At 50.5% G+C, this 18,421-nt stretch carries 17 protein-coding genes; all 17 read left to right on the top strand.

Annotated features, from left to right (window positions below):
- Positions 1 to 124: 124 nt before the first annotated feature.
- The 17 genes from rpoB to rpsQ all read left to right on the top strand — a co-directional run bounded on the left by rpoB (position 125) and on the right by rpsQ (position 18,420).
- Positions 125 to 3,991: a DNA-directed RNA polymerase subunit beta gene (gene rpoB, locus F1C16_RS14605; protein WP_185284348.1), complete on the top strand. Its 3,867-nt coding sequence runs from the start codon at positions 125 to 127 to the stop codon at positions 3,989 to 3,991.
- Between the two features lie 338 nt (positions 3,992 to 4,329).
- Entirely contained in the window at positions 4,330 to 8,679 is a 4,350-nt protein-coding gene (rpoC, locus tag F1C16_RS14600; protein WP_185281370.1) for a DNA-directed RNA polymerase subunit beta', read from the top strand.
- Between the two features lie 302 nt (positions 8,680 to 8,981).
- On the top strand, positions 8,982 to 9,323 hold the full coding sequence (locus F1C16_RS14595) for a DUF3467 domain-containing protein (protein ID WP_185281369.1): 342 nt from the start codon (positions 8,982 to 8,984) through the stop codon (positions 9,321 to 9,323).
- A 231-nt stretch (positions 9,324 to 9,554) separates the two neighbouring features.
- The gene (gene rpsL, locus F1C16_RS14590) at positions 9,555 to 9,983 is read left to right on the top strand and encodes a 30S ribosomal protein S12 (protein WP_185281368.1); all 429 of its coding nucleotides are present in this window, start codon (positions 9,555 to 9,557) and stop codon (positions 9,981 to 9,983) included.
- A gap of 92 nt (positions 9,984 to 10,075) precedes the next feature.
- A complete protein-coding gene (rpsG, locus tag F1C16_RS14585; protein ID WP_044515484.1) occupies positions 10,076 to 10,543 on the top strand; it encodes a 30S ribosomal protein S7 in 468 nt (155 codons plus the stop codon).
- Positions 10,544 to 10,642: 99 nt separating this feature from the next.
- Positions 10,643 to 12,787: an elongation factor G gene (fusA, locus tag F1C16_RS14580; RefSeq protein ID WP_185281367.1), complete on the top strand. Its 2,145-nt coding sequence runs from the start codon at positions 10,643 to 10,645 to the stop codon at positions 12,785 to 12,787.
- A 21-nt stretch (positions 12,788 to 12,808) separates the two neighbouring features.
- Entirely contained in the window at positions 12,809 to 13,114 is a 306-nt protein-coding gene (gene rpsJ, locus F1C16_RS14575) for a 30S ribosomal protein S10 (protein WP_185281366.1), read from the top strand.
- Positions 13,115 to 13,429: 315 nt separating this feature from the next.
- Positions 13,430 to 14,050 (top strand): 50S ribosomal protein L3, encoded by a 621-nt coding sequence (gene rplC / locus F1C16_RS14570; RefSeq protein WP_185281365.1) that lies wholly within the window; start codon positions 13,430 to 13,432, stop codon positions 14,048 to 14,050.
- 6 nt (positions 14,051 to 14,056) lie between these two features.
- Entirely contained in the window at positions 14,057 to 14,695 is a 639-nt protein-coding gene (gene rplD / locus F1C16_RS14565; protein WP_185281364.1) for a 50S ribosomal protein L4, read from the top strand.
- Entirely contained in the window at positions 14,695 to 14,982 is a 288-nt protein-coding gene (gene rplW, locus F1C16_RS14560) for a 50S ribosomal protein L23 (protein ID WP_185281363.1), read from the top strand. Before rplD ends, rplW begins: the two co-directional genes overlap by 1 nt.
- Before the next feature lie 30 nt (positions 14,983 to 15,012).
- On the top strand, positions 15,013 to 15,840 hold the full coding sequence (gene rplB / locus F1C16_RS14555) for a 50S ribosomal protein L2 (protein WP_185281362.1): 828 nt from the start codon (positions 15,013 to 15,015) through the stop codon (positions 15,838 to 15,840).
- 3 nt (positions 15,841 to 15,843) lie between these two features.
- Positions 15,844 to 16,122, top strand: coding sequence for a 30S ribosomal protein S19 (rpsS, locus tag F1C16_RS14550; RefSeq protein ID WP_185281361.1), 279 nt, complete (start codon positions 15,844 to 15,846; stop codon positions 16,120 to 16,122).
- A gap of 1 nt (position 16,123) precedes the next feature.
- Positions 16,124 to 16,591 carry a 50S ribosomal protein L22 gene (gene rplV, locus F1C16_RS14545; protein WP_185281360.1) on the top strand — a complete coding sequence of 156 codons (468 nt, stop codon included), beginning with the start codon at positions 16,124 to 16,126 and terminating at the stop codon, positions 16,589 to 16,591.
- 5 nt (positions 16,592 to 16,596) lie between these two features.
- Complete coding sequence (rpsC, locus tag F1C16_RS14540) at positions 16,597 to 17,442, top strand: 30S ribosomal protein S3 (RefSeq protein WP_185281359.1); 846 nt, start codon at positions 16,597 to 16,599, stop codon at positions 17,440 to 17,442.
- Between the two features lie 39 nt (positions 17,443 to 17,481).
- Positions 17,482 to 17,904: a 50S ribosomal protein L16 gene (gene rplP / locus F1C16_RS14535; protein ID WP_185281358.1), complete on the top strand. Its 423-nt coding sequence runs from the start codon at positions 17,482 to 17,484 to the stop codon at positions 17,902 to 17,904.
- Positions 17,905 to 17,910: 6 nt separating this feature from the next.
- Positions 17,911 to 18,123 (top strand): 50S ribosomal protein L29, encoded by a 213-nt coding sequence (gene rpmC, locus F1C16_RS14530; RefSeq protein WP_185281357.1) that lies wholly within the window; start codon positions 17,911 to 17,913, stop codon positions 18,121 to 18,123.
- A gap of 3 nt (positions 18,124 to 18,126) precedes the next feature.
- Positions 18,127 to 18,420, top strand: a complete 294-nt coding sequence (rpsQ, locus tag F1C16_RS14525; protein ID WP_185281356.1) for a 30S ribosomal protein S17 — start codon at positions 18,127 to 18,129, stop codon at positions 18,418 to 18,420.
- Position 18,421 lies beyond the last annotated feature (1 nt).

The following is an 18,421-nucleotide window of genomic DNA, read 5'->3' as shown; positions in this document are numbered from 1 at the left end:
CTTTTACGCGCCGCTTTGCGGCTTTTCGTGGCTAAACGCATAGGGCTGTAGTTGAGTTATCAAGTGCCCTCTCAGTGTCCATTTTATAAACCCCTACCCATTGGCTACACCGAAAGAAACGGCTTTGCAGAAAGCCTACGAGCGGATCAACTTCGCCAAGATTAAAAAGGTTATTGAGTATCCGGATTTCCTGGACGTGCAGTTGCAGTCGTTCCAGGATTTCTTCCAGTTGGAGACGGCCGCCGAGAACCGCACCGATGAAGGGTTGTTCAAGGTGTTCGCGGAGAACTTCCCCATTTCGGACTCGCGCGAAAACTTCGTTCTGGAGTTTATCGATTATCACATTGACCCACCGAAATATTCGGTAGATGAATGTATTGACCGTGGCCTGACTTATTCGGTGCCACTTAAAGCAAAGTTGCGCCTTATCTGTAATGATACGGACAACGAAGATTTTGAGACAATTGAGCAGGAAGTGTTTTTGGGAAATATCCCATACATGACCGAAAAAGGCTCTTTTGTCATTAACGGAGCAGAACGTGTAATTGTATCTCAGTTGCACCGTTCGCCGGGTGTATTCTTCGCGCAAAGCAAGCATACCAACGGTACGAAGCTGTATTCTGCTCGTATCATTCCGTTCAAAGGTTCGTGGATTGAATTTGCTACGGACGTGAACAACGTGATGTATGCATACATTGACCGGAAGAAGAAATTCCCGGTTACTACCCTATTGCGTGCTATCGGTTATGGTACCGACAAAGACATTTTGGATCTGTTCGGATTGTCGGAAGAGGTAAAGGCCGATAAGAAGATCCTGAAGAAGGCAGTAGGCCGTAAGCTGGCAGCTCGGGTACTCCGTACTTGGACTGAAGACTTCGTAGACGAAGATACCGGTGAGGTAGTTTCTATCGACCGGAATGAGGTGTTGCTAGAGCGTGACTCAACCATTGAGGAAGAGGATATAGATACCATCATTAACTCGGGTACGAAGTCCGTTATTCTGCACCGCGAGAACGTGAATATTGCGGACTACGCAATTATTTACAATACGCTGCAGAAAGACAACTCGAACTCGGAGAAGGAAGCTGTAGAGCAAATCTATCGTCAGCTCCGCAATACGGAAGCACCTGACGAAGAGACGGCTCGCGACATCATCCAAAAACTGTTCTTCTCGGATAAGCGCTACGACCTTGGCGACGTAGGTCGCTACCGTATCAATAAGAAGCTGGGTATCGATACCAACTGGGAAGCTCGTGTGCTGACCAACGAGGATATCGTACTCATCGTGAAATACCTGATCGGGTTGATCAACTCGAAGGCCATTGTCGATGACATTGACCACTTGAGCAACCGCCGGGTACGCACAGTAGGGGAGCAGCTCTATGCCCAATTTGGGGTAGGCCTTGCTCGTATGGCGCGTACTATCAAGGAGCGCATGAACGTGCGTGATAACGAAGACTTCAAACCGGTTGATCTGATCAACGCCCGGACTTTGTCGTCGGTTATCAACTCGTTCTTCGGCACTAACCAACTGTCGCAGTTTATGGACCAAACCAACCCACTGGCCGAGGTGACGCACAAGCGTCGCGTATCGGCACTGGGGCCAGGAGGTCTGTCGCGGGAGCGTGCTGGTTTCGAAGTACGTGACGTACACTATACCCACTACGGTCGTTTGTGCACTATCGAGACGCCTGAAGGTCCGAATATCGGTCTAATTTCGTCGCTGTGTGTGCACGCTCGCGTAAACTCGATGGGCTTCATTGAGACGCCTTACCGTACAGTAGAAAGCGGTAAGGTCGACATGACCGAGAACGTGAAGTATCTGACGGCTGAGGAAGAAGATACCCACCATATCGCGCAGGCAAACGCTCGTTTGGATGATTCGGGTAACTTCGTAAACGAGCTGGTGAAAGGCCGTTTCGAGGGTGACTTCCCGGTAGTAGGTCCTGACGAGTATAGCTACATGGACGTAGCACCGAACCAGATTGTATCGGTAGCTGCTTCGCTGATTCCTTTCCTCGAACACGACGATGCTAACCGTGCCCTGATGGGTTCGAACATGCAACGTCAGGCTGTACCGTTGCTGAAAGCGACTGCACCTATCGTTGGTACAGGCCTGGAAGGCCGTGTGGCAATCGATTCGCGGACGTTGGTAGTAGCTGAAGGTAACGGGGTAATCGATTATGTAGATGCCAACAAGATCATTGTGAAATATGATCTGACGGCTGATGACATCCTCGTGAGCTTTGATGCGGAGCGTATCACCTACGATCTGATCAAGTTCCGTCGCACGAACCAAGATACTTGCATCAACCTTTCACCTATTGTGAAGCGCGGTCAGCGCGTGAGCAAAGGAGAGCCGCTGTGTGAAGGCTACGGCACTAACAACGGCGAGTTAGCACTTGGACGCAACATGCAGGTGGCCTTTATGCCATGGCAGGGTTATAACTTTGAGGATGCTATTGTCATCTCGGAGCGGGTAGTGCGCGACGATATCTTCACTTCTATTCACATTGAGGAGTTTGAATTGGAAGTGCGTGAGACTAAGCGCGGCGAAGAAGAGCTGACGTCGGAGATTCCGAACGTAAGTGAAGAAGCTGTGCGCAATCTTGACGATAACGGTATCATCCGTTTGGGTGCTGAAGTTCGTGAAGGCGACATTCTCATCGGTAAGATTACACCGAAAGGTGAAACGGATCCTACCCCGGAAGAGAAGCTACTCCGCGCCATCTTTGGTGACAAAGCCGGCGATGTGAAAGATGCCTCGCTTAAGGCGCCGCCATCTTTGAATGGGGTAGTAATTGGCACTAAGCTGTTCTCGCGTCCGAAAAAGGATAAGAATCTACGTGCCAAGTCGAAGAAGGAAGTGGAAGAGTTGAAGGACTCTTACGCTAAAGAGCTTCGTGGCGTGAAAGCTGTGATGATCGACAAACTGGTGCAATTGCTCGACGGCAAAACGTCGCAGGGCGTGAAGCACAAGTTTGGCGACGAGATCCTGACGAAAGGTGCCAAGTTTGGCAAGAAGAACATCACCGATGCTCTCTTCCCTGACAAGAATCCTTATAAGGACGAAAGCAACTACGCTGTGCCAGAAGAGGTGAACATGTTCAAAGACCTTATCTTGGAAGGCTGGACAGCCGACGAGAAGGTGAATAGCATGTTGGCTGAGCTAGTGAAAAACTATGCGAAGCGTCGCAATACTATCACAGCCCGCTTCAAGCGCGACCGATTCACGTTGGAGGTAGGCGACGAGTTGCCTGCTGGTATCGTGCAGTTGGCCAAGGTATACATCGCCAAAAAGCGTAAGCTGAAGGTAGGGGATAAGATGGCTGGTCGTCACGGTAATAAGGGTGTAGTAGCCCGTATTGTACGCGACGAGGACATGCCTTTCCTACCCGATGGCACGCCGATGGACATTGTGCTGAACCCGCTAGGTGTACCAAGCCGCATGAACATCGGTCAGATCTACGAGACCGTTCTTGGCTGGGCCGGGTTGAAAATGGGTCGCACTTATGCTACCCCAATTTTCGACGGTGCTACCGAAGATGAAGTAGCGAAAGAACTGACCGAAGCTGGCCTGCCTGATTGGGGTCGTGCTTATCTCCACGATGGCTTATCGGGTGACCGGTTTGACCAGCCTGTAACGGTCGGTGTGATCTACATGCTGAAGCTGGGTCACTTGGTTGACGATAAGATGCACGCTCGTTCTATCGGGCCGTACTCCCTCATCACGCAGCAGCCGCTGGGTGGTAAGGCGCAGTTTGGTGGTCAGCGCTTCGGTGAGATGGAAGTGTGGGCGTTGGAGGCCTTCGGTGCATCCAATGTGCTACAGGAAATCCTCACAGTGAAGTCGGATGACGTGATTGGCCGTGCCAAGGCGTATGAAGCAATTGTAAAAGGCGACGTACTGCCCAAGCCGAATATCCCCGAGTCCTTCAACGTACTCATTCATGAGTTGCGCGGTCTGGCTTTGGAAATCACGCTTGACTAAAGTTTGAAAGCGGTGGCTGCTGATATTTCGGTATCGGCAGCCACTTTTCAAGTCAGTTAGAATACCCGCGGTTCGGGAAACCGATAACAGCCGCTGCCGGCGTTGTTCCGAGATATGGTCAGAACAGCATTCATCCTCGGTGGTAGTTGGCCGCAATTCGATTCAGCTTTTGAATCAACCAACTAGTAAGACCTGGCGGAAAACTACTGCGCGGCGTACCTATCCGACCCTCAGAGCACTTTTCGCAGAGTCGAACTGTTATGTTCTTTCCGACCTGTCTTAAGACTAGCGGAACCAACAAACAGATACAAGCCAACAGCTAACAACAGCTACCCTACATGGCGTTTGCAAAAAACAAGAAACTGGTACAGGACTTCTCGAAAGTTACCATTTCGCTGGCTTCGCCCGAATCCATTTTGGAGCGGTCGAACGGTGAAGTAGTGAAACCTGAGACGATCAACTACCGGACGTACAAGCCCGAAATGGGCGGTCTATTCTGCGAGCGAATCTTCGGTCCGGTGAAGGACTGGGAATGCCACTGCGGCAAATACAAGCGGATTCGCTACAAGGGTATCATCTGCGACCGTTGCGGTGTGGAGGTAACCGAGAAGAAAGTACGCCGGGAGCGGATGGGCCACATCGAATTGGTGGTGCCCGTTGCGCATATCTGGTACTTTAAGTCCTTACCTAATAAGATCGGCTATCTGCTGGGCCTACCCACTAAGAAGCTCGACCAGATTATCTATTACGAGCGTTACGCTGTCGTGCAGCCAGGTATTCTGGCTGAAGAAGGCGTACAGCAACTTGACTTCCTCACGGAAGACGAGTACCTGGACATCATCGACCGTCTCCCCCGCGAGAACCAGATGCTGCCTAACGAAGATCCAAACAAATTCATCGCCAAGATGGGTGCCGATGCGCTGCAAATGCTGCTCGAGCGTACCAACTTGGATGAGCTGTCTTACTCTCTGCGTGACTCAGCTGCCCACGAAACATCGCAGCAGCGGAAGGCTGAGGCTCTGAAGCGTCTGCGCGTAGTGGAAGCGTTCCGTGATGCCGCTACCCGCATTGAGAACAAGCCCGAGTGGATGGTAATCCGCATGGTGCCGGTGATTCCGCCGGAGTTGCGTCCACTCGTGCCGTTGGATGGTGGCCGTTTTGCTACCTCTGACTTGAATGACCTGTACCGCCGCGTTATCATCCGCAACAACCGTCTCAAGCGCCTGATTGAAATCAAGGCTCCTGAGGTGATTCTGCGGAACGAGAAGCGCATGCTCCAGGAAGCTGTAGACTCGCTGTTCGACAACTCACGTAAAGTGAATGCCGTGCGTGCTGAGGGTAACCGTGCGCTGAAGTCGCTGTCTGATATGCTGAAAGGCAAGCAGGGCCGCTTCCGCCAAAACTTGCTCGGTAAGCGCGTCGACTACTCTGGTCGTTCGGTTATTGTGGTAGGACCTGAGTTGAAGCTGCACGAGTGCGGTCTACCCAAGAACATGGCTGCTGAGCTGTTCAAACCATTCATCATCCGCAAGCTTATTGAGCGCGGCATTGTGAAAACGGTAAAATCAGCGAAGAAGATTGTAGACCGTAAGGACGCTGTGGTATGGGATATTCTGGAGAATGTGCTGAAAGGCCACCCTGTTCTCCTGAACCGTGCTCCTACCTTGCACCGTCTGGGTATCCAAGCGTTCCAGCCGCGTCTCATCGAGGGTAAGGCTATCCAGCTGCACCCACTTGTTTGTACAGCCTTCAACGCTGACTTTGACGGTGACCAGATGGCTGTGCACGTTCCTTTGGGACCTGCTGCTATCTTGGAAGCCTCTATGCTCATGCTGGCTTCGCATAACATCCTGAACCCAGCCAACGGCGCGCCTATCGCGGTACCGTCGCAGGACATGGTTCTGGGTCTGTACTATGTGACCAAAGGCAAGCGCTCAACTGACGAAGAGAAAATCCAAGGCGAAGGCCGGATGTTCTATTCGGATGAAGAGGTAGTAATTGCCATCAACGAAAAGCAGCTTTCGAAGCACGCCTATATCAAGGTGCGCACGAAGGTTCGTGATGAAGAAGATAACCTCGTTACCAAAATCATCGAAACCGTTGCTGGTCGCGTGCTGTTCAACCAGCTTGTGCCTGAGGAGGTAGGTTTCGTAGACGAGTTGCTGACTAAGAAGAAGCTTCAGCAGATCATCTCGCTGGTGTTCAAGCGGACCGGTATGGCCCGTACCGCGCAGTTCCTCGACGACATCAAGACGCTGGGTTTCCAGTCGGCTTACAAAGGTGGTCTGTCGATGGGTCTGGGTGATATCCAGATTCCACAGGAGAAGGACGAACTGATTCTGCAAGCTCAGAACGACGTGAAGGCCGTAACCCAGAACTACCAGATGGGTCTGATTACGGACAACGAGCGTTACAACCAAGTTATCGACATCTGGACGCGCATCAACAACCAAATCACTGAAACCCTCATGGGTCGCCTCGAAAAGGAGAACCAGGGCTTCAACTCGATTTACATGATGATGCACTCCGGTGCCCGTGGCTCGCGCGAGCAAATTCGTCAGCTCGGCGGTATGCGGGGTCTGATGGCCAAGCCGCAGAAGTCGTTGCAGGGTTCGGTAGGGGAGATTATCGAAAACCCGATTCTGTCTAACTTCAAAGAAGGTTTAGATGTAATCGAGTACTTCATCTCTACCCACGGTGCTCGTAAGGGTCTAGCCGATACTGCTCTGAAAACGGCTGACGCCGGTTACCTGACGCGTCGTCTAGTAGACGTATCGCAGGACGTTATCGTAAATGAAGTAGACTGCGGCACACTGCGTGGCATCGAGACTTTCGCATTGAAAGACAACGAGGACATCGTAGAGTCATTGGCTGAGCGTATCTTGGGTCGGGTAGCAGTGCACGACATCATCGATCCGCTATCCGACGAAGTAATCCTGACAGCTGGCGACGAAATCACCGAAGAGGTGACGCGTCGCATCGATCAGACCAGCATCGAATCGGTGGAAATCCGTTCGGTACTGACCTGCGAATCGAAGCGTGGTATTTGCGCTAAGTGCTACGGCCGTAACCTGTCGTCGGGCCGTATGGTCCAAAAGGGTGAAGCGGTAGGTGTTATTGCTGCTCAGTCAATCGGTGAGCCTGGTACCCAGTTGACGCTGCGTACCTTCCACGTAGGTGGTACGGCTTCTAACATTGCGGTAGAAGCTAGCACACGTGCTAAGTTCAATGGTGTTATCGAATTCGAAGATGTTCGCACAGTAGACACTGCCAACGCCGAAGGCGAGTCAGTGAAAGTTGTGATGGGCCGTTCGGGCGAGATTCGTATTGTGGAGCCAGGTACTGGTAAAGTGTTTATCTCGCACCACATCCCATATGGCTCTTTCCTGCTCGTCGACGAAGGTCAGCAGGTAGAAAAAGGCCAAGAGCTCAATAACTGGGATCCGTATAACGCGGTAATTCTGGCTGAGTTTGACGGTACGATTCAGTACGATTCGATTACGGAAGGCGTAACCTACCGTGAAGAATCGGACGAGCAGACAGGTCACCGTGAGAAGGTAATCATCGAGTCACGCGACAAGACCCAGAACCCGTCTATCATCGTTAAGTCGGGCAAGAAGGACGCTGACGAGTCTCAGAAAGGCTACAGTGTACCAGTAGGCTCTCACTTGAACGTGGAGAATGGTCAGAAAATCAAAGCAGGTTACATCCTCGCTAAGATTCCGCGTGCCGTGGGTAAGACCCGCGACATTACCGGTGGTCTACCTCGCGTTACGGAACTATTCGAAGCTCGTAACCCCTCAAACCCGGCCGTTGTATCGGAAATTGATGGTGTAGTGAGCTACGGTACGGTGAAGCGTGGTAACCGTGAAATCTTCGTTGAGTCGAAAGACGGCGTGAAGAAGAAATACATGGTGCCGCTGTCGAAGCACATTCTAGTGCAGGACAACGACTTTATCCGGGCCGGTATGCCGCTTTCCGATGGTGCTATCACTCCGAACGACATTCTGAGCATTCAGGGTCCAGGCGCAGTGCAAGAGTACCTCGTGAACGAGATTCAGGAAGTGTACCGTTTGCAGGGTGTAAAAATCAACGATAAGCACATTGAGGTGGTAGTGCGCCAGATGATGCAGAAAGTTGTGATTCTCGATGCAGGCGACACTAGCTTCTTGGAGCACCAAGTAATAGACAAGGTGATTTTCATGGAGGAGAACGATACCATCATCGACATGAAGGTGGTAACGGAAGCCGGCGATTCGACCAATATGCGCCCCGGCCAGATTGTATCGGCTCGTAAGCTGCGCGATGAAAACTCGTCGCTCCGTCGTCGTGACTTGAAACTGGTGGAGGTACGGGAGGCTCAGCCCGCTGTATCGCGTCCTACCCTCCAGGGTATCACACAGGCTTCGCTAGGTACACAGTCATTCATCTCGGCTGCTTCCTTCCAAGAAACGACTAAAGTGCTGTCGGAAGCTGCCATCCGTGGCAAGGCCGACGAACTGCTGGGCTTGAAGGAGAACGTAATCGTAGGTCACCTCATTCCGGCCGGTACTGGCTTGCGCGAATACACGCGCCAGGTAGTAGGCTCGAAGGAGGAACTCGAAGCGTTGCAGAACGCTCGGGCAACTGAAGAAGTCGTAGCTCCCAAGCGGGCGTCACGTGCCAAGCGTGAGTCGGTATCGGAATAATCCGGTTAAAGCTTACATAAGAAACGGCCGGTTGGAGTAATCCGACCGGCCGTTTTGTTTTCTTTGCATTATGACGCATATACTCTACTTCTGCGATAGAATATTCCACTTTTTTATAACTCTATGTCTGGCAAGCGTCTGTGTATTCTGCTTGTTCAGCTTACTTTTATCATTCGTGGAAAGCGTAATAGGAAGTGAACAAGTGCATTTATCAGTTTACATAGCAGTTCTGATAATATTTGGTCCCGCTACCTATGCGAGTATAAAAGATGTTATGAGCAAAAACATCCCAATAGAGAGCAATGGCAAACCATCAGAACCAACCAGATCCTAACGTCCCCCAAGACCCCAACGCCATCAACATAGAGCTACCGGAAGATATTGCAGAAGGGCAGTATGCCAACCTAGCAATGATTGCGCACAGCAGTAGCGAGTTCGTAATTGACTTCATTCGGTTGATGCCAGGCTTACCCAAAGCCAAAGTGAAAGCTCGTATTGTCATCACGCCAGAGCATGCTAAGCGTTTGCTTGCTGCACTGGCCGATAACGTGGAGCGCTTTGAGCAGACATTTGGCCCCATCAACTCGCAACCCGAGATGCCAAGTTTCCCGATGAATTTCGGAGGGACAATGGGGGAAGCATAGCCAGCAGACAGTCACGCAGTGGGGGATAAATTCCTCGTTACTCGGAAGCTGTAACGCTGCTTTTCGTGTGATAGGGTAGGGGTAAGGAAAGAATGAAAGATTATGAGGAGATATTCTCGTGATTTCTCTAAGACAAACTATTTCAACCTGTTTGCTATTTCAAAACACTTTCTCTACCTTTGCAAGCCTAATTTTTTGGGAGAAGACCCTCCTGGACAAACCATTCCGTAGATGCCTACCATTAACCAATTAGTACGTAAAGGCCGCGAGAAGCTGACGACGAAGTCAAAGTCGCCGGCCCTTGATGCGTGCCCGCAGCGCCGCGGCGTTTGCACCCGTGTATACACCACTACGCCTAAGAAGCCGAACTCGGCTATGCGTAAAGTTGCCCGTGTGCGCCTGACCAACGGCAAAGAAGTTAACGCCTACATTCCCGGTGAAGGCCACAACCTGCAGGAGCACAGCATCGTGCTGATCCGTGGTGGCCGTGTGAAAGACTTGCCAGGTGTGCGTTACCACATCATCCGTGGCGCTCTCGATACCGCTGGTGTAAACGGCCGTTTGCAGCGTCGTTCGAAGTATGGTGCTAAGCGTCCGAAGCCAGGCCAAGCTCCCGCAGCCGGCAAAGGCGGCAAACCAGCACCAGGTAAGAAAAAGTAAATACTAAGAGATGAGTAGTTGGAAGTGAGAGGTGAGTGCCAAACTATGGCTCTTATCTCACTTCTCACTTCTCTTTACTCACTTCTGATACTATGAGAAAGTCAAAACCGAAGAAGCGCATTCTCCTGCCTGATCCCAAATACAAGGAGACGCTGGTAACCCGTTTCGTCAACTACATGATGTATGACGGAAAGAAAAACCTAGCCTACACTATTTTCTACGATGCCTGCGAGCTAGTTGAGCAGCGTACGAAGGAAAGTGGTCTGGAAATGTGGCGTAAAGCCCTGAACAACGTGATGCCAACTGTAGAAGTGAAGAGTCGCCGTGTAGGCGGTGCTACCTTCCAAGTGCCGATCGAAGTTCGCGCTGACCGTCGCATTGCTGTTGGTTCGAAGTGGTTGATCCAGTATGCTCGTCGTCGTGGTGAGAAAACCATGAAAGACAAGCTGGCTGGTGAAATTATTGCTGCCGCTAAAGGCGAAGGTGCTGCTGTCAAGAAAAAAGATGACACCCACCGTATGGCTGAAGCCAACAAAGCCTTCTCGCACTTCCGATTCTAAATCGTTGTTAAGGACTTAGGGTCTTAGGAACTTAGTTTTCTCTTTGAAGCTTACTAGGTGCCCAAGACCCTAAGCCCTTAAATAACACTTAATAAAGCAATGGCTGTTAATAAAGACCTGCAATTCCTCCGGAACATCGGGATTATGGCGCACATCGACGCCGGTAAGACCACGACTTCGGAGCGCATTCTCTACTATACCGGCAAAACCCATAAAATCGGGGAAGTGCACGAAGGTGCTGCCACGATGGACTGGATGGAGCAGGAGCAGGAGCGCGGTATCACCATTACCTCGGCCGCAACTACTACGTTCTGGAACTATCCTACGAACGAGCAAGGCGACCCAACTCCTGATACCAAACAATACAAAATCAACCTCATCGATACCCCGGGTCACGTTGACTTTACGGTAGAGGTAGAGCGCTCGTTGCGCGTGTTAGACGGTGCTGTAGCATTGTTTTGCGCTGTGTCGGGTGTAGAGCCACAGTCGGAAACAGTATGGCGTCAGGCTGACAAGTATAAAGTACCTCGCATCTGTTTCGTTAACAAGATGGACCGCGCTGGTGCTGACTTCTTCAAGGCAGTTAACGAAATTAAGGAGAAGCTAGGTGCTACCCCAGTACCATTGCAAATCCCGATTGGTGCTGAGGACACGTTCAAGGGCGTAGTTGACCTGCTAACTGGTAAAGCTATCGTGTGGGATGACGCTACTCAAGGCAAATCCTATCATGAGATTCCGGTTCCTGAGGATTTGGTAGATACCGTAGCTGAATGGCGTCAAAAGCTGATTGAAAGCGTAGCTGAATACGACGACCGTCTATTGGAGAAGTTCTTCGAAGATCCGGAGAGCATTACCCGTGAAGAAATGATGGTTGTTATCCGTCAGGCGGTTATTGATATGAAGTTCTCGCCCGTAATGTGCGGTTCAGCTTTCAAAAACAAAGGTGTGCAGTCGATGCTGGATGGCGTAATGGCCTATCTTCCATCTCCACTAGATATGCCTGCTGTTATCGGTACAAACCCTGATACCGGTGAAGAGGTAGAGCGTCACCCTGATAATGATGAGCCTTTCACTGCACTAGCATTTAAGATTGCTACTGACCCTTTCGTAGGACGTCTATGCTTCTTCCGTTGCTACAGCGGTCAACTTGATGCTGGCTCGTACGTGTTCAACAACCGTACGCAGAAGAAAGAGCGCATCTCGCGTCTGATGCAGATGCACTCCAATAAGCAGAACCCAATAGAAAAAATTCAGGCGGGTGATATTGCTGCTGGTGTAGGCTTCAAAGACATTAAGACTGGTGATACGCTGACTGCTGAAGGTAAGCCTTTAGTACTAGAGTCGATGTCGTTCCCTGAGCCCGTTATCGGTTACGCTATTGAGCCAAAAACTCAGGCTGACGTTGACAAAATGGGTATGGCTATTGCCAAACTTGTAGAAGAAGATCCTACCCTGTCGGTACAAACTGACCCTGAAACGGGACAGACTGTATTGCGTGGTATGGGTGAGCTACACCTTGAGATTATCATTGACCGTATGCGTCGTGAGTTCAAGGTTGAAATCAACCAAGGTGCTCCACAGGTTGCATATAAGGAGGTTCTAACTAAGAAAGTAGAACATCGCGAAACGTATAAGAAACAGACAGGTGGCCGTGGTAAGTTCGGCGACATTGTATTCGAACTCGGTCCGAAAGAAACCGATCCGGAGAAACCTGGCCTAGAGTTCGTGAACGATATCACGGGTGGTGTAATCCCCCGCGAATTTATCGCACCGGTACAAAAGGGTTTTGAAGAAGCTATGAAAAACGGCCCATTGGCTGGCTTCCCCTTAGATAACATGAAGGTGCGTTTGTTCTACGGTTCGTATCACGATGTAGACTCCGATGCTCTCTCGTTTGAACTTGCTGCGCGTGGTGGATTCCGCGATGCTGCTCGTCAAGCTGGACCTAAGTTGCTTGAGCCAATTATGGCGGTAGAAGTGGTAACACCAGACGAGTACACCGGCTCCGTAACGGGTGACCTGAACCGCCGTCGTGGCATTATGAAGGGTATGGATACCAAAGGCGGTGCTAACGTAGTGAAAGCTGACGTTCCTCTGTCAGAGCTTTTCGGTTACGTAACCTCATTGCGTACTATCACGTCAGGTCGTGCTTCAGCCTCACTAACCTTTTCGCACTACGATCAGGTACCTAACAACTTGGCTGATGGTATCATCGCCAAGCAAAAAGGTAATGCCATTCGTTAATTCCGCTTTCACATCACAGAAATGAACCAGAAAATTCGCATCAAACTCAAATCCTACGACCACAACTTGGTGGACAAATCGTCGGAGAAGATTGTGAAGGCGGTAAAGGCGACGGGCGCTGTTGTTAGCGGCCCTATCCCACTGCCTACAAACAAGGAGAAGTTCACTGTACTTCGCTCGCCCCACGTGAACAAGAAGTCACGCGAGCAGTTCCAGCTCTGCACCTACAAGCGTCTTGTAGACATTTACTCGACCTCATCGAAGACAGTGGATGCTCTCATGAAGCTAGAGTTACCTAGCGGTGTCGACGTTGAAATCAAAGTCTGAGAATTTAATTTCTCCGACTAATTAGGAAGGGAAGTCCGATCAACTATTACAGTTGATCGGACTTCCTTTTTTATGCAAATTTTCACATAATATGAGTTACTCTCTTGATGGTATTATCATGAGATCAAGAAGAGAATAAGACAGTTTCTGGCATAGTAAAGTATTTGATTGTTAGTGATAAACTGACAGGTTAAGTATAGAAATATTTTAGAGACATGCTGGCTTCTTACAAAAACTTTCCCTATCTTTGCACTCCCATTACGAAAACGCTATTTGGGCGTTTTCACTGTGTCTTTTTCATAAACATCCAATAGAATGCCTGGCATCATCGGTAAAAAAATCGGTATGACAAGCCTCTTCACTCCGGACGGGAAGAATGTTCCCTGCACCCTCATTGAGGCGGGTCCGTGCGTAGTGACGCAGGTGAAAACGCTAGAGAACGACGGTTATACCGCTGTTCAACTCGGCTACGGCGAGAAAAAAGCGAAAAATACCACAAAAGCGCTGGCTGGCCACTTCGCCAAAGCCGGTACTACTCCCAAGAAGAAGCTCGTCGAGTTTCGCGTTGATGACGTAACTAGCTATTCGGCTGGCAGCGAGTTGAAAGCTGATCTATTCGAAGAAGGTGAGTTCGTAGACGTAGTAGGCACCTCAAAAGGTAAAGGTTTTCAAGGCGTTGTGAAGCGCTACAACTTTGCCGGTGTAGGTGGTCAAACGCACGGCCAGCACAACCGCGGCCGTCACCCCGGTTCCATCGGTGCCTGCTCTTGGCCTTCTCGCGTTTTCAAAGGAATGCGCATGGGTGGCCGTATGGGTAACGACCGTGTGAAAGTGCAGAACCTGAAGGTGATGCGCATCGTGGCCGACAAAAACCTGATTGTGGTGAGCGGCTCGATTCCCGGCGCGAAGAACTCTTACGTAGTCCTGGAAAAATAACGCGAGATGGAACTGTCAGTATATAACATTAAAGGCGAAGACACTGGTCGCAAAGTGACCCTGTCGGACGCTATTTTCGGTCTTGAGCCGAATGAGCACGTCATGTATCTCGACGTGAAGCAGTACTTGGCTAACCAACGTCAAGGAACGCATAAAGCGAAGCAGCGCAACGAAGTAAGCGGCACGACCAAGAAGCTGAAGAAGCAGAAGGGTACGGGCGGTGCTCGTGCTGGTAGCATGAAGTCGCCTGTATTCATCGGTGGTGGCCGTGTTTTCGGTCCACAGCCACGCGATTACGGCTTCAAACTTAACAAGAAAACCAAACGTCTAGCTCGTCTGTCTGCTCTCAGCTCACTGGCGAAAGATGGCAAAATTTCTCTTGTAGAGAACATCACGCTGTCGGCTCCGAAGACGAAAGATTTCGCGAACATCTTAGCTGGTCTGAAGCTGGATAATGGCAAGAAGACCTTGTTAGTAACTGGTGAAGTTGACAAGAACGTTGTTCTGTCGGCTCGCAATCTTCAGAAAGTAAGCGTGGCTACTCCAGTAGCTTTAAATACGCACGACTTACTGAATACTGACACCCTGCTGTTGTCAGAAGATGGTCTGAAGTCTTTAGAACAACTTTATACCTCTGCTGAATAATGAGCACGCTGAAAAAACCGGTTGTAACCGAAAAGGCTACTAGCCTGAACGAAAAAGGCCAGTACGTGTTTGAAGTGACCCGTACGGCTAACAAGGTTCAAATCAAGAAGGACATCGAGCAATTTTACGGCGTGACGGTTACGGGCATTAGCACCATCCGCACGAATGGTAAAGTAAAATCGAAGTTCACGAAAGGCGGTGCCGTAAGCGGCCGTCGTCCTCATGGCAAAAAGGCTATTGTAACGGTGAAAGAAGGCGACGTAATCGACTTCTACAGCGGTATCTAAGCCTTCTGATCGAGCAAACCAGCTATAGTAATGGCACTCAAAAAACTAAGACCAACATCACCGGGTCAGCGCTTCCGCATCGCCCCGGCATTCGACGAGATTACGACGTCGACGCCGGAGAAGTCGCTGTTGGCACCCCTCAAAAACTCTGGTGGCCGTAACAATTCGGGTAAGATGTCGAACCGCTATATTGGCGGTGGACACAAAGCGAAGTATCGTGTTATCGACTTCAAACGTGACAAAGCTGGTGTTCCAGCCACGGTGAAGACGATTGAGTACGATCCGAACCGCACTGCCCGTATCGCACTCGTAAACTACGCTGACGGTGAAAAGCGCTATATTATCGCGCCCGCCGGTTTGACAGTAGGTGCTACGATTGTTTCGGGCCCTGGTGTAGCACCTGAAGTAGGCAACACGCTCCCTCTGCGTGAAATGCCACTCGGTACGATTGTACACAATATTGAACTGATGCCTGGTAACGGTGCTGCTATGGCCCGTTCAGCAGGTACTTACGCGCAGCTTGTAGCTCGCGAAGACAAGTATGCTACTTTGAAATTGCCCTCTGGTGAAATGCGCATGGTACTGGTTACCTGCATGGCTACAGTAGGCACTGTTTCGAATGGTGACCACATGAATGTGCGTCTAGGCAAGGCTGGTCGTAATCGTTGGTTAGGCCGTCGTCCTCGCGTTCGTGGTGTAGCTATGAACCCTGTCGATCACCCAATGGGTGGTGGTGAAGGCAAGTCGTCGGGTGGTCACCCACGCAGCCGTAACGGTATCTTCTCAAAAGGACAGAAGACCCGTAACAAGAACAAGTATTCCGAGCAGCTCATCGTTAACCGTAAAGGCAAGAAATAACCAATGGCACGTTCGCTAAAAAAAGGGCCGTACATTGATTTTCGGCTCGAGAAGAAAGTAACGGCAATGGATGAAGCCGGTAAGAAATCAGTGGTGAAGACTTGGTCGCGCCGCTCTATGATTTCTCCGGATTTCGTTGGCCACACATTCGCCGTACACAACGGCAATAAATTTATTCCGGTATACGTGACCGAAAACATGGTCGGTCATAAGCTCGGTGAGTTTGCGCCTACGCGTAACTTCCGTGGCCACGTAGCCAAGAAAGATAAAGGCAAGCGCTAAGATGGAAGCAGTAGCTAAACTCCGTAATGTGCCTACCTCGCCGCGCAAAATGCGCTTGGTAGCCGACATGGTTCGTGGTCAGAAAGTGACTCGTGCCTTAGGCCTGCTGAAGTTTGAAGCTAATTCGGGCGCCGCAAAAATCGAAAAATTGCTCTTGTCAGCTCTAGCTAACTGGCAGCAAAAGAACGAAGACGAGCGTATCGAAGATGCTAATCTTTATATCAAGACAATCTTCGTTGACGAAGGTCGCCAGCTGAAGCGTCTACGCCCTGCCCCTCAAGGTCGCGGTCACCGTATTCGTAAGCGTAGCAACCACGTAACGTTGATTATTGATACGAAAGTTGAGCCTTTAGGCAGCAAAGCTGCCGCTAAGCAGGCTGCTGAAACGACTGGTAACGCGGGTGACGCAAAAGCTACCCGTCGTTCGTCTAAGAAATCGACCGCAAATCAAGCTGAGGTTACCGCATAAGCACTATGGGACAGAAAGTAAATCCAACCGGCTTCCGTCTGGGAGTCATCAAAGGATGGGACTCGAACTGGTACGGCGGTAAAGATTTTGCCGATAAGCTGGTTGAGGACGAAAAAATCCGTAAATATATTCTTGCTCGTATTCCGAAAGGTGGCATTTCCCGTATCGTAATCGAGCGTACGCTGAAGCGTATTACCATTACAATTAATACGGCTCGTCCGGGTGTTGTAATTGGTAAAGGGGGTCAGGAGGTTGATAAGATTAAGGACGAGCTGAAGCAAATTACCAGCAAAGACGTTCAAATCAACATCTTCGAAATTAAGCGTCCTGAACTTGATGCGAAGCTGGTAGGAGAAAGCATTGCACAGCAATTGCAGGCTCGTATCTCCTTCCGTCGCGCCATGAAGATGTCTATCCAAGCTGCTATGCGGGTTGGTGCTGAAGGCATCAAAATTCAATGTGGCGGTCGTTTAGGTGGCGCTGAAATTGCTCGCTCTGAGCAGTACAAAGAAGGTCGTACGCCTCTGCACACTTTGCGTGCAGATATCGATTACGCTTTGTCAGAAGCTCAAACGGTTTACGGCAAGATCGGTATCAAAGTGTGGATCATGCGTGGCGAAGTTTTCGGCAAGCCTGATTTGTCGCCTAACCAACAGCCAACTAACCCTGGTAATGGTGAAAGCCGCAACGACCGTGGCCCACGTGGTGACCGTGGTGACCGTGGCCCTCGTCGTGAGCGTGGCGACCGTAATGACCGTGGTGGTGAAAACCGTGGTGGCCAAGGCGGTAACCGTCGTGGAGGCCAAGCTGGTGGAAACCGTGGTGGTCAGGGTGGCGGCCCTCGTCGCTAGGCCCTTTTTCTCATCTCGAATCTTTTTTTCGTATAACTCATGTTACAGCCGAAAAGAACTAAGTATCGGAAGATGCAGAAGGGTCGCATCCACGGCCTCGCCCATCGCGGCAGCACTATCGATTTCGGTTCATTCGCTATCAAGTCTTTGGAGCAGGCTTGGATTACGGCACGCCAGATTGAGGCTGCTCGTATTGCTATGACCCGCGCAATGAAGCGTGAAGGTCAGGTTTGGATCCGTATTTTCCCCGATAAGCCTATTACGAAGAAGCCTGCTGAGGTACGTATGGGTAAGGGTAAAGGCTCACCTGAATATTGGGTAGCTGTAGTTAAACCCGGCACCATCATGTTCGAATCGGACGGGGTGTCATTAGAAGTAGCGCAGGAGTCGCTGCGTCTGGCCGCGCAGAAGCTGCCGGTTAAGACTAAGTTTGTTGTTCGTCGCGACTACGTAGAAAGCTAAGACAAGATGAAGAACGCAGATATCCGCGCCCTTTCGCTGGAAGAGCTGAAAGAGCAAATCAAAACCGAACAGACCAACGGGCAGTCATTGCGCTTTGCGCATGCTATCTCTCCTTTGGAAAACCCGGTTCGCCTGAAGCACAGCCGCAAAAACGTAGCCCGTCTGCTGACGGAGCTGACCCGTCGCGAGAACGAGCAGGCTAACCAAACTGCTAAATAAACGATGGAAAGCAACGCAGCACAGCAGCCGGTAACCGGCGCACCTGAGCGCAATATGCGCAAGGAAATCATCGGGCGCGTTTCCAGCTCCAAGATGGACAAGTCCATTACGGTAGTTGTGGAAATCAAACAGAAGCACCCGATCTATGGTAAGTTTGTGTCCAAAACCACTAAGTTCATGGCACACGATGAAAACAACGAATGTGGTGAAGGGGACACGGTTCGCATTATGTCGACCCGTCCGCTTAGCAAGAACAAGCGTTGGAGATTGGTAGAAATTCTAGAGCGCGCTAAGTAAG

The organism is Hymenobacter sp. NBH84 (assembly GCF_014217645.1).
Lineage (GTDB): Bacteria > Bacteroidota > Bacteroidia > Cytophagales > Hymenobacteraceae > Hymenobacter > Hymenobacter profundi.
Note: the sequence above shows the minus strand (reverse complement) of the source record. Positions and strands in the feature narration are given on the sequence as shown.

Coding starts and splice junctions, on each gene's coding strand:
- rpsS (WP_185281361.1), top strand. CDS start 15,844: ATGGCACGTTCGCTAAAAAAAGGGCCGTACATTGATTTTCGGCTCGAG.
- rpsQ (WP_185281356.1), top strand. CDS start 18,127: ATGGAAAGCAACGCAGCACAGCAGCCGGTAACCGGCGCACCTGAGCGC.
- rpsG (WP_044515484.1), top strand. CDS start 10,076: ATGAGAAAGTCAAAACCGAAGAAGCGCATTCTCCTGCCTGATCCCAAA.
- F1C16_RS14595 (WP_185281369.1), top strand. CDS start 8,982: ATGGCAAACCATCAGAACCAACCAGATCCTAACGTCCCCCAAGACCCC.
- rpoC (WP_185281370.1), top strand. CDS start 4,330: ATGGCGTTTGCAAAAAACAAGAAACTGGTACAGGACTTCTCGAAAGTT.
- rpsC (WP_185281359.1), top strand. CDS start 16,597: ATGGGACAGAAAGTAAATCCAACCGGCTTCCGTCTGGGAGTCATCAAA.
- rplB (WP_185281362.1), top strand. CDS start 15,013: ATGGCACTCAAAAAACTAAGACCAACATCACCGGGTCAGCGCTTCCGC.
- rpsL (WP_185281368.1), top strand. CDS start 9,555: ATGCCTACCATTAACCAATTAGTACGTAAAGGCCGCGAGAAGCTGACG.
- rpsJ (WP_185281366.1), top strand. CDS start 12,809: ATGAACCAGAAAATTCGCATCAAACTCAAATCCTACGACCACAACTTG.
- rplC (WP_185281365.1), top strand. CDS start 13,430: ATGCCTGGCATCATCGGTAAAAAAATCGGTATGACAAGCCTCTTCACT.
- rplP (WP_185281358.1), top strand. CDS start 17,482: ATGTTACAGCCGAAAAGAACTAAGTATCGGAAGATGCAGAAGGGTCGC.
- rplW (WP_185281363.1), top strand. CDS start 14,695: ATGAGCACGCTGAAAAAACCGGTTGTAACCGAAAAGGCTACTAGCCTG.
- rplD (WP_185281364.1), top strand. CDS start 14,057: ATGGAACTGTCAGTATATAACATTAAAGGCGAAGACACTGGTCGCAAA.
- fusA (WP_185281367.1), top strand. CDS start 10,643: ATGGCTGTTAATAAAGACCTGCAATTCCTCCGGAACATCGGGATTATG.
- rplV (WP_185281360.1), top strand. CDS start 16,124: ATGGAAGCAGTAGCTAAACTCCGTAATGTGCCTACCTCGCCGCGCAAA.
- rpmC (WP_185281357.1), top strand. CDS start 17,911: ATGAAGAACGCAGATATCCGCGCCCTTTCGCTGGAAGAGCTGAAAGAG.